Source organism: Prosthecobacter sp. (genome assembly GCF_044373815.1).
GTDB lineage: Bacteria > Verrucomicrobiota > Verrucomicrobiia > Verrucomicrobiales > Verrucomicrobiaceae > Prosthecobacter.
In genome coordinates this window covers 1-11,255 of the sequence record NZ_JBIPNG010000198.1, presented here as the reverse complement: position 1 = coordinate 11,255, position 11,255 = coordinate 1, and the positions used below count along the sequence as shown (strand labels likewise).

Annotated in this window: 8 protein-coding genes; 6 read left to right on the top strand and 2 right to left on the bottom strand. The window is 61.6% G+C overall.

Translation table 11 applies throughout. The features are described 5' to 3' along the window. Positions 1-115 precede the first annotated feature (115 nt). Positions 116-1,441, top strand: coding sequence for an ABC transporter permease (locus ACIREA_RS16565; protein WP_397383406.1), 1,326 nt, complete (start codon positions 116-118; stop codon positions 1,439-1,441). Position 1,442: 1 nt separating this feature from the next. Here the strand turns inward: ACIREA_RS16565 and ACIREA_RS16560 are convergent, their stop codons facing one another. Further along, a complete protein-coding gene (locus ACIREA_RS16560; RefSeq protein ID WP_397383405.1) occupies positions 1,443-2,849 on the bottom strand; it encodes a cryptochrome/photolyase family protein in 1,407 nt (468 codons plus the stop codon). 162 nt (positions 2,850-3,011) lie between these two features. Between ACIREA_RS16560 and ACIREA_RS16555 the strand changes: the two genes are divergently transcribed. From ACIREA_RS16555 to ACIREA_RS16535, 5 genes are all read left to right on the top strand, one after another. Continuing rightward, positions 3,012-4,172: a c-type cytochrome domain-containing protein gene (locus ACIREA_RS16555; RefSeq protein ID WP_397383404.1), complete on the top strand. Its 1,161-nt coding sequence runs from the start codon at positions 3,012-3,014 to the stop codon at positions 4,170-4,172. Between the two features lie 55 nt (positions 4,173-4,227). Continuing rightward, positions 4,228-6,300: a leucine-rich repeat domain-containing protein gene (locus ACIREA_RS16550; RefSeq protein ID WP_397383403.1), complete on the top strand. Its 2,073-nt coding sequence runs from the start codon at positions 4,228-4,230 to the stop codon at positions 6,298-6,300. Between the two features lie 447 nt (positions 6,301-6,747). Next, positions 6,748-7,356, top strand: a complete 609-nt coding sequence (locus ACIREA_RS16545; protein ID WP_397383402.1) for a hypothetical protein — start codon at positions 6,748-6,750, stop codon at positions 7,354-7,356. Positions 7,357-7,429: 73 nt separating this feature from the next. After that, positions 7,430-8,740, top strand: a complete 1,311-nt coding sequence (locus tag ACIREA_RS16540) for a cytochrome c biogenesis protein ResB (protein WP_397383401.1) — start codon at positions 7,430-7,432, stop codon at positions 8,738-8,740. 28 nt (positions 8,741-8,768) lie between these two features. Next, positions 8,769-10,796: a cytochrome c biogenesis protein gene (locus tag ACIREA_RS16535; protein WP_397383400.1), complete on the top strand. Its 2,028-nt coding sequence runs from the start codon at positions 8,769-8,771 to the stop codon at positions 10,794-10,796. A gap of 296 nt (positions 10,797-11,092) precedes the next feature. On the opposite strand, the gene ACIREA_RS16530 is transcribed toward ACIREA_RS16535, so the two are convergent. Next, entirely contained in the window at positions 11,093-11,245 is a 153-nt protein-coding gene (locus tag ACIREA_RS16530; RefSeq protein ID WP_397383407.1) for an N-acetylmuramoyl-L-alanine amidase, read from the bottom strand. Between the last annotated feature and the right edge of the window lie 10 nt (positions 11,246-11,255).

Genomic DNA, 11,255 nt, shown 5'->3' with positions numbered 1-11,255 from the left:
CCGTTGCTCCGGTGCAGCCGATGGTGATCGGAGCCCAGTCTGGCGAGTGATTTTCTGCGAGCGTGAGATCGTGGCAATTTCATGCGGATGCGACCGTATGAATCAGCCCCCCTGAATGTCTTTTCTCGCCTCGCATCCTGTACTTCGTCTTCTCGCCTCGCCCCAGCACCTGTGGCGCACTCTCTCGCTGGGGATCAAGACCATCTGGCTGCACAAGCTGCGCTCCTTCCTGACGGCGCTCGGCGTGGTGTTTGGCGTGGCCTCCGTGGTGGCCATGCTGGCCATTGGTGAAGGCGCGAGCCACGAGGCGCAGGAGCAGATCCGCAAACTGGGCAGCCAGAACATCATCCTGCACAGCGTCAAACCACCCGATGGGCAGGGCTCCAGCGGTGAGTCGCGCAGCATGATCAGTGAATACGGCATCACCCTGCGCGACATCGAGCAGATCCGCCAGACCGTGCCCGGCATCCGCATCGTCGTCCCCAGCCGCTACATTTCGGAAAACATCTGGAATCTGGACCGCAGCGTGGACGGTCACGTCATGGGTGTGCTGCCCGTGTACCCCGAGATGCGCAACCGCCGCATCGTGCAGGGGCGCTTTTTCAACGACATGGAAATGAAGGACAACCTCGCCGTCTGTGTCATCAATGAATCCGTCGCCGCGCGCCTCTTCCAGCTCTCCACGCCCGTCGGCAAATCCGTGCGGGTGAAGGGCTTTTACTACAAGGTCATCGGCATCATTCAGGATGAAGGTGCCGCCGTCGGCGCGGATGCTTCCAGTGGCGACCACTCGGCCCAGGCCCAGGCGCAGATCATGATCCCGTTCACCACTCTGACGGATCAATACGGCGAGGTCTTCTACCGCTTCCGCACCGGCAGCTTTGAGGCCGAGAAGGTGCAGTTTCATGAGGCCGTGATGCGCGTCGATGACGTGAACTTGGTGGAAAGCCGCGCCGAGGCCATCCGTCATCTCATGACCAGCAATCATAAGAAGGAAGACTGGCGCATCATCGTCCCCGTGGAGCTGCTGAAGCAGGCGGAGCGCACCAAGCAGATCTTCAGCATCGTGCTCGGCAGCATCGCCGCCATTTCACTTCTCGTCGGCGGCATCGGCATCATGAACATCATGCTCGCCAGCGTCACCGAACGCACCCGCGAGATCGGCATCCGCCGCGCCCTCGGCGCACGGCAGAACGACATCGTCGTGCAGTTCCTCATCGAGACCGTCCTCCTCGCCGGTGTCGGCGGCGTCCTCGGCGTCGTCCTCGGCCTCAGCATCCCTCTTGCCGTGACCAAATTCGCCGGCGTCACCACCGTCATCAAGATGTGGTCACCCATCCTCGCCTTCTCCATCTCCGTCCTCACCGGCATCGCCTTTGGGATTTATCCTGCAAGACGCGCGGCCATGATGAATCCGGTGGAGGCGCTGAGGCATAATTAGCTCACACCCGCTCCGCCTTGTGCTTCGCAAAGATGGCGAGGCAGCGGTCGCGTTCGGTGTGGTGATCGACCATGGGAAGGGGATAGCCTTTGGCCAAAGGCAGGCCGGGCGCGGGGGGCTTGTGGAGGAGTTCGGCGGGGACGTGCTTGAGCTCCGGCACCCACTGCTTGATGTAGGTGCCTTCGGGATCAAAGCGGACGCTTTGCAGCCAGGGATTCTGGATGCGGAAGTAGGGGGCGGCATCGGCGCCGGTGCCGGCGGACCATTGCCAGCCGCCGTTGTTGCTGGCGTTGTCGCCATCCACAAGCTGCTGCATGAAGAAGGCTTCGCCCAGGCGCCAGTCGCAGTGCAGATCCTTGGTGAGGAACATGGCGGTGATCATGCGCAGGCGGTTGTGCATGAGGCCGGTTTGCAGGAGCTGGCGCATGCCGGCATCCACGATGGGGAAGCCGGTGGTGCCGGTGGCCCAGCGCTGGAAATCAGCCGCGCTGCCGGGCCAGGGGAGCCCCTGCCAGTCGGGGGCGAATTCCTGCTCAAAGACGTGCGGGTAGTGCCAGAGGATGGCGACGTAGAATTCACGCCACGCGAGTTCTTTGACATAGGTCTGGACGGAGGGCTGCGCGGCGGTGGTGCAGGCCATGCAGCGCTGGTAGATCTCGCGGATGCTGAGCAGGCCAAAGCGCAGATCCTGGCTGAGCAGGGAGGTGGTCTGGCCAGCGGGGATGTTGCGCTGCGGGCCGTAGCCGTTGAGGATGCCGGACTCGATGAAGAGCTTCAGGCGATCACGTGCGGCGCGTTCACCCGGGGTGGGGATCTCGGCGGTGCAGGGGGGCAGGTTCCAATGCGCGAGCGTGGGGGGCGGCAGGCTGCTGATGGCGGCGTCCGCTGGCGGGCCGAGTGAGGTGATGCGGCCCTGAGGTGCGGTCTTGGGCAGATTGAGCCAGTTCTTGGAGTAGGGCGTGTAAACGCGGTAGGGCTGCCCGCCGCCGGTGAGGACGGTTTCAGGTTCATGCAGCACGCTGTCCTGGTAGGAGTGACACTCGATGCCAAGGCGTGCGCAGAGCGCGTGGATCTTGGCCTCCATGGCGCGGCCGAAGATGTCGTAGTCGCGATTGAAATACACGGCTTCGGCGCGGGTCTCGCGGATGAGGCGCTCCAGCTCGGCATCGGCGCTGCCGCTGCGCAGGATGAGGCGGCTGCCGAGGGTGGTCAGATTTTTGGACAGGGACTCAAGACAGCCGCAGAGGAACTGCTGGCGGTTCGGGCCGGTCCAGCCGTGCTTCTGTTTCCAATTGCTGAGAATACAAACGGGAATGACCTGGTCTGCGGCCTGGGCGGCGTGTTGCAGGGCGGTGTTGTCTGTGAGGCGGAGATCGCGGCGAAACCAGTGAAGTACAGTGCGGGGCATGCAAAAAGGAGGGGAGGGAAGCTCAAGATACGGTCAGGATCGGACAAAGGGCGGGTTGAATCTTCGTAGCATCGACCCTCAGGTTCATGATGAATATTCCGCTGGGCTGCCGTTACTAGAAGCGCCATATCACATCTTCCCCCCAACCCCGAACCTTATCCCATGTCTTCGAATTCGCCTGACACCGACGAACCGAAATCTTTAACCGCCGCCTGGATCGCCACGATACTGCTCATCGTGGTGTATGTGGTGGGTCTGCTGATCTTCCCGCCGCTGTATGATGCACCCAAGGGGGAGGCCTCCAGCTTTGTGCTCTTCATCGGCCGCTTCCACCCCATCTTTCTGCATCTGCCGGTGGGCATCTTGGTGCTGCTGGTCTTCTTTGAACTGATCTGCTCCACCCGGCGCGGCGAGATCAAGTTTGGCGAAGCCTCCCTGCTGATGCTGATCCTCGGCTCGGCGGGCTCGGTGCTGGCGGTGTTTGCCGGCATCATGCTGTCACGCGAAGGCGGCTATGTGGGTGGCAATTTCAGCCTGCATCAGACCATGGGCCTGCTGGGCACTGCGGGTGTTTTGATCTCGCTGGTGGTGCGTCTCATGGGCATGGCCCGTGGCAGCATGGAACTGCTGAACGCCTACCGCGCGGTTTACTTCGTCAGCTTTGGCATCATGGGCCTCGGCGCCCACTTCGGTGGCAACATGAGCCACGGAAACAAATTCCTCATCGAACATGCGCCTGAGTGGTTCAAAGCTCCGATGGTGGCCACCGAGAAGCTGCTGCTGAGTTTTGTGGAAAAACCCAAGCCGGCAAAAGCCGCGCCTCCGGCCGACACCGCGCCAGCAGTCACACCCGTGCCCCCTGCGGAAGTGAAGCCCGAGGTCAAACCTGTGGCGATGGACAAAGGCACCGCGCCTCCGCCAGCCCCCACACCTCCACCGCCCGCTCCTGGCGGCAATGAAAAACTCGTCTTCCAGCACGTCATTCTCCCGGTCCTCACCGCGAAGTGCAACAAATGCCACAGCGAGGAGAAATCGAAGGGCGACCTGCGCATGGACACCTACGAGATGGCCATCAAAGGCGGCGAGAACGGCAAGAATTTCGTGGCTGGCAATTTGAAGGACAGCCTCAGCATCGTGCGCATCCTGCTGCCTGACAGCGATGACGAACACATGCCGCCGGAAGGTAAGGACCAGCTCACGCCGGAGGAGATCGCGCTCCTGAAGTGGTGGGTGGAGCAGGGGGCCAGCGGCACCCAGACGGTCAAAGATGCGAAATTCCCAGCCGAGCTTCAGGCCACTGTTGATGGAATTCTGAAAGGCTAGTCCAATTCACACCTTTTGTTGCCTGTACCATTTCTGCTGAAAATCTGTCTCATTCATGAAACCAACCTCCCTCCTCTTCGCCCTGGCTCTGGCCTTCACCGCGCATGCCGCCGATGACAAAGCCGCCGCAGATCCCGCTGTCGCCGCTGCGATGCAGAAAGTGAACGCCACCGGCGCTTCGCTGATGCCCGTCGCCGCTGACGCGAAGACCTTCCGTTTCACCGCACTCAATGTGGCCAAGGAGTTCGGGGATGCCGGGCTCGAACCACTGGTGCCCATCGCCGACAAAATCGCTTCGCTCGACATCGCGCGCAGCAAAGTGACGGACGGCGGCCTCAAGGCCCTGGCCGGCATGAAAAACCTCAAGGAGCTGCACCTCGAAGGCACGGCCATCAGCGATGCCGGGATCGATCAGCTCAAGGGCCTCGCGGAGCTCGAATACATCAACCTCTACAACACCAAGGTCACGGATGCGGGCCTCGCCAAGCTCGCCTCCCTCGGCAAGCTCAAGGCCATCTACCTCTGGCAGAGCGGTGTGACCAAGGCCGGCGTGGCCGCTTTGAAAGCGAAGCTGCCCAAGGCCCACATCAACACCGGCTGGACCGCCGAGGACGATGCCAAGCCCACCGCCGTGGTCGCGGCTGCCGCACCGGCCGCTGCACCTGCAAAGCCCGCTGCCACACCGGCACCTGCCGCCGCCAAACCCGCTGCTCCTGCAGCCGCACCTGCTGCGGGTGGCAAACTGGATCCCGCCATCGCCGCGAAGGCCCTTATTTATAAGGACGTTGTCGCTTCGATCATGAGCGCGAAGTGCATCGCCTGCCACGGCGTGGAAAAGAAGAAGGGCAAACTTCAGCTGCATGACTACGCCTCCATTTTGAAAGGCGGCAGCGATGGTGCGACGACCGTGATCGCCAAGAACATCAAGGACAGCCTCCTGCTTGTCCGCGCCAATCTGCCGAAGGACGACGACGACCACATGCCGCCGAGCGATGAGCCGCAGCTCACGAAGGAAGAGATCGCCGTGCTCAAGTGGTGGATCGAAACCGGTGCCTCCGAAACCGCCACCGTGGCCTCCTTGAAAGCTCCGGCTGATGTCGAAGGCGCGCTGGCTGTGCTGCTTGCCAAAGGCCTGCCAAAAACCGAGGCCGTGGCCAAGGTGACCAAGCCCAAAGCCAAGCCGCTCACCGATGCCGAGAAGAAGCAGGTGGCGGACATTTCTGCCAAGATGCAGGCCCTCAACGCCTCGCTCATGCCGCTGGCACAGGACACCGAGCAGCTTCGCCTTGGCGTGATCAATGCCGCTGATAAATTCGGCGACAAAGAACTCGCACTGCTGGCCCCCATCGCCACGCAGATTCTCTGGGTCGATCTCTCCCGCAGCCAGGTCACCGATGCCGCCGTGGAAACACTGGCGAAGATGACCAACCTTGAGCGCCTCCATCTTGAAAACACCAAGATCACCGATGCGGGGATCGCCAAACTCGGCGCGCTGCCGAACCTCGAATACCTCAATCTCTACGGCACCAAGACCACGGATGGCGGCATCGCCAAGCTGGCTTCCGCCAAGGGTTTGAAGAAGCTGTTTGTGTGGGAAACCGGAGTGACGCAGGCCGGAGCCAAGGCGCTCGAAGGCCAGGTGCCCGGCCTCAAGGTGAACGTGGGCCTCTCGGCGGAAGAAATCGCCAAACTCACCGCTCCTCCTCCTGCGCCGCCCGCACCACCAGCGAAACCCGCAGCCGCCCCGGCAAAACCTGCCGCCGCACCCGCAAAGCCCGCTGCCGCTCCTGCGACGCCTCCAGCCACTCCTGCGAAACCCGCCGCTGCTCCTGCGGCAGGCAGCGACGTCATCAAGACAGTCATGAAGCAGTTCCACAAAGGCGATGACGCCCTCTGCAAAAAGGTGGGCACCACTGCCACCGATGCGGAACTGGCCACGCTGCTCAAAGCCTACCAGGACATGTGCGCCGCCACGCCGCCGAAAGGTGACAAGGCCGCTTGGGTCACCAAATGTCAGGCACTCATCGGTGCGGTGAAAAAGGTGCAGGCGAAAGACGCCGCCGGAGCCGCCGCCTACAAGGCTGCGGTGAACTGCAAAGCCTGCCACACCGACCACAAGGGCGCGTGAGCTGCGTCTCATGGAGCGTGGAATTGATTCCGCAGCACTCCGCGTGCGCCCTCGGCTCTGCGCTGTTCCTACGGTGTCTCGATAACGCCTGGGCCAGCGCCTACGCGTGCGCGAAGCGTCTTGGAGTGCGTGCGGCAAGCCTCGGCGCGACGCCGCCTTCGCAGGCCGGATGGTGCGCTCAAGACGAAGATCGTGCTTCACCCCGCGCAAGCGGTGTTGCCGATGCAGGTTCCCAGACTCACGCGCGGCTCGTATAACTTCAGACTCCCAACTCTGAGAGCAACACCCTCCATCAAGCGCCCTTCATCCCTGCCTGTTTATCTCCGCGTTCCTGCGCATCTTCGTGGCAATCACGAAGGATGCTGCTAATCATTTCGCCCCCTCATGCGTTCCCTGACGATGACATTCCCCCAACCATCCTGCGCGTTGCTCGCGTGCAGTCTTTTCATGACTTCCTGCGATCGTTTGCAGGAGCGTGAAGCCATCACCGAAACGCGTGATATTTCCAGTCATGCCCCGAAGCCGCATGCGGACATTCCCAGCTCCACACGCTTCTATGATGATGCGAAAGAGCAGCCCCAGCAGCGGCCCAATTTCCGCGAACTGCTCACCTGGACCCTGCCTGAAGGCTGGAAGGAATCCGCCACGCCAGACCCCATGGGCATGCGTCTGCTTGATCTGAGATTTGGCCCGAATCAGGAAGGTGAATGCTACATCTCCCTCATGCCCGGACCCGCAGGTGGTCTGGAGGCCAACGTGAACCGCTGGCGCACGCAGATGGGGCAGACGCCCTACACGGCGGATGAGATCGCCAAGCTGCCGAAGAAGCCCTTCTTCAACCGCGACGCAACGTTTGTGGCCTTCGATGGCGACTTCAAAGGCTTCGGTGCTGAGGCCGCCAAAACCGGCTACCGCATGCTCGGCCTCATTCATTCCGCCGATCAGGCCACCATCTTCGTCAAGCTCACCGGACCCAAGGCGCTCGTGGATCAAAACACCGCCGCCTTTGATGCTTTCTGCCTGTCGATCAAACCGAACCTGCCCAAGCAAGAATAGTGTCGGCTGAAGCGCCTGCGCTCGTCGTTCATTGTTTTTGATTTCGTCATTCCCCAGCCCCCGCACCTCCGTCGTGTCCGACTCATCCAAATCTCTTCCCGCGAAAGTCTTCGCCTTCCTCTCCAGCTTCGGCCTCGCCACCTCGGTGCTGGTCATGCTGCTGGTGCTCACCTTTCTCGGCACGCTGGAGCAGGCGGAGCACGGACTCGTCGCCAGTCAGGCGCGCTACTTTGAGTCCGCGTTCATTGATCGCATCGACATCGGCGCCTGCTGGCGCGCACTCGCATTCAATGCCTACTGGGACATCGGCAATGTGTCCCTGCCGCTCTACATCGTGCCCGGCGGTTACACGCTCATGGCGATCCTTTTCGTGAATCTGCTGTGCGGCGGCATCATGCGCATCCGCAAGTCGCCCAAGACCATCGGCGTCATCATTTCCCACTTCGCCATCCTGTTCATGATCGCCGCCGGTGCGGTGACGCATCACTTCGCCAAAGAGGGCAACATGAACCTGCGTGAAGGCCAGACGGCGGACGAGTTTCTCAGCTTCCATGACCGCGTGATCGAGATCGAAAAAGTGCAGACGGATCCCAAGGCCAAGCGCAACGTATTGGTGATCGACGAAGCGAAGTATCGTGATCTGACCGATGGCAAGGGGCGCACCTTCACCAGCGAGAGCCTGCCGTTTGATCTTATGATCACCAGTTGGAGGAAGAACGCCCAGCCCAAGCGCGATGCCGAAGGCAGTCGTGCGGATGCCGTGGACGGCTACTTCATTCAGGAGCTGCCTCAGCTCGATGAAGCCGGTGCCGCGATGGCGGACGAGCAGCTTGGCAGCGCCTGCGTGGCCATCGCGAAGATCAAAAAGGGCGACGAAAAGCAGACCGGCATCCTGTGGGAGTTTGCCGCCGCGCCCTGGACGGTCACCGTCGGTGCGGACAAGTACCTCATCTCGCTGGTGCACCGCACCTACAAGCTGCCCTTCGCCGTGCGTCTGGACGAGACGAAAGAGGAAAAACATCCCGGCACCGAGCGTGCACGTCTCTTCAGCAGCAAGGTCACCAAAATCAGCGGCGACCATGAGGAGAAGCGTTACATCACCATGAACGAGCCCGTGCGCAGCGAAGGCTACGCCGTGTTCCAGAGCACCTTCAGCTCAGGTGAAAAGGAAGGCACTGGCGTGAAAAGCTCCGGCTTCATGATCGTCGAAAATCCTGCGGATCACTGGCCGCTCATCTCCTGCATCATCGTGGCGGAAGGTCTGCTGCTGCACTTCCTCATGATGCTGGCCCGCTTCATCAAGGTGAACCCCTGGGCTTTCTCCCTCAGCCTCATCGCCGCCTTCAATGCCGCCTTCGCCCTCGCGATGTGGAAGCTGCTCTAACCGCCCTCCGGCCCACGTATTTCTCTGCATGAAAACTCTTCGTTCTACCCTGCTCGCGCTGTTCACGCTCAGCGGCTTTGCTGCCGCTGCTGAACTGCCGCCGCTCGATCTGTTCCGTGACAAGGAGGTCGTGGAGACCTTCGCGTCCATCCCGGTGCAGGAGTCCGGCCGCATCAAGCCGCTCGAAAACGTCGCCAGCTATCGCCTGCTGCGCTTTCGTGCCCGCCGCAGCATCTGGCTGACGGACAGCGGTGAAATGGATGGCAAGCCGCTCGTGGACCCCGCGACGCAGAAGCCGATCACCAAAGAAGGCGACAAGCCGGTGAAGCTCAGCTCCGTGGAATGGATGCTCATGAGCTGGTTCCGTCCGGACATCGGCAGGACGGTGCCGCTGTTCAAGGTGGACAACTCTTCCGCCATCACGGAGCTCGGTCTGACGGCCAAGGCCAAGCGCGACCAGTACACCTACGCTGAGGTCGAGCCCGCACGGCAGGTCATGATGAAGAAGATGGGCGAGTATCGTGAGATTCCACCCCGGAAACAGACGCCTGAACAGCGCATGATCGTGCAGCTTGCGGCCAACTTCCTCGACTATGAAATGATCATGGGGCATTTCGATTTCATCCGCGAGCCCCTGGGTGAAAAGCCGAAAGGACTGCCCGCCGGAGTGACCCTGCCGGTTCGTTTGTCGAAGAGTCTCAACGCCTTCGTTGCAGCCATCCGTGCCAACAACGGACCGCCGATGCAGATCCCCTGGTTCAGGGCCTTTGCACAGGGTGCGTTGGGTGCCATGATGAGCGGCAACCCTGAGCAGCAGTTCCGCATCTTCCCACCTGCCCCCGGAGCAAACAATGTCTGGAATGGTCCCGGCGAGATGGTCTTCGGCGCGATCAACAGCGACAAAGACGTGACGGCGGATCAGCTTGCCTGGCTGGCGCAGTATGAAGACGTTTACCTGGCTCTGCCAGACGCGGCGAAGTTCAAGACGGCCTCCAAGGCGCTGCTGACCAAAATTCAAGACGCCGCCAAAGCACGCGGGGAAGGGCAGTCCATCGCCCTGGAGCGTCACTCCATGCGGGCAGACTACTTCTTCTATTCGCAGTGGATTTTCCTCGTGGGATTCATCGCCGTGGCGCTCACCTGGGTTTCACCGGGGTCACGCTTTGAAAAAGGAGCCCGGCTCTGCGCATGGCTGCTGCTGGGTGCTGCCACAGCCCTGGCGGTGACGGGTGTGGTGATCCGCTGCATCATCATGCAGCGCCCGCCGATCACCACCTTGTATGAGACCATTCTCTTCATCGGCGCCTCCTGCGCCTTGCTCGGATTGATGGCGGAGTGGCTCACAAAACGCGGGCTGGGACTGCTCGTGACGGCCATCGGCGGCACGGCCTGCATGTTCCTCTCCATCCAGTTTGAGGCCTCCGAAGCCACCGACACCCTGCAGCAGCTGCAGGCCGTGCTGATCACGAACTTCTGGCTCTCGACCCACGTGCCAATGATCAATCTCGGCTACGCGGCCTGCATGGTGGCTGCTTTGATCTCGATGATCTACTTCATTCAGCGCCTCTTTGGCGTGTTCAAAACCGGGGAAGGGGACTCGCGCCTGCTGACCCGCGTCGCCTATGGCTTCATCGCCACGGGCCTGTTTCTCTCGCTGGTGGGCACGGTGCTGGGCGGCATCTGGGCGAACTACAGCTGGGGCCGCTTCTGGGGCTGGGATCCGAAGGAAAACGGCGCGCTCATGATCGTGCTGATGTGCCTCGTCATTCTGCATGCGCGCCTCGGCGGTTACATCCGCGAGATCGGCCTGCACTGCTGCAATCTCATCCTCGGCTGCATCGTGATCTTCTCATGGTTCGGTGTGAACCAGCTCGGCGTCGGCCTGCATGCCTATGGCTTCACGGACGGCATCTGGCCCAAGATTTACGGCTACTGGCTCAGCCAGCTGCTGCTGATGGGCTACGGTGTGTATCTGTCGCTCAGCGAGCGCCGGGTCAAGACACCCAAGGTGGAGAACGTCGAGGACGTGAAGCTGGCAAAGTCCCCGGCGCACTGAGAGTGGCACTGTGAGGTCGCCACCTAGCGTGGCGGCTTTTCGTGCTGAGAACCGTAAAACACCAGCGTTCACGCGGGCGCGACAGCGTCTTGGAGTGCGTGCGGCAAGCCTGGGCGCGCCGCCGCTTTCGCAATCTGGACGGCGGGCTCACGACGAAGAGCTTACTACGCTTAGCGAAAGCAGAGTCGCCGTTGCAGGCTTACGCCGTGGGAAGTGGGCGATGGTTCAGCGCAGGCTTGGCAACTATTGCAAACGACTGCCAACAACGCCAACCGTCACTTTCCAAGGAGCGCCCCTTACTTCGACTTCCGGAAAGCAATGATGCCCTGGGCAATGCCTTCGGCGATCTTGGCGCGAAACTCACCGGTCAGCATGCGGGCGCGTTCGGTGGAGTTGCTGACGAAGCCGCATTCCACCAGCACCGCCGGGTTCTTGTTGGTGGCACGGATGACGTGGAAG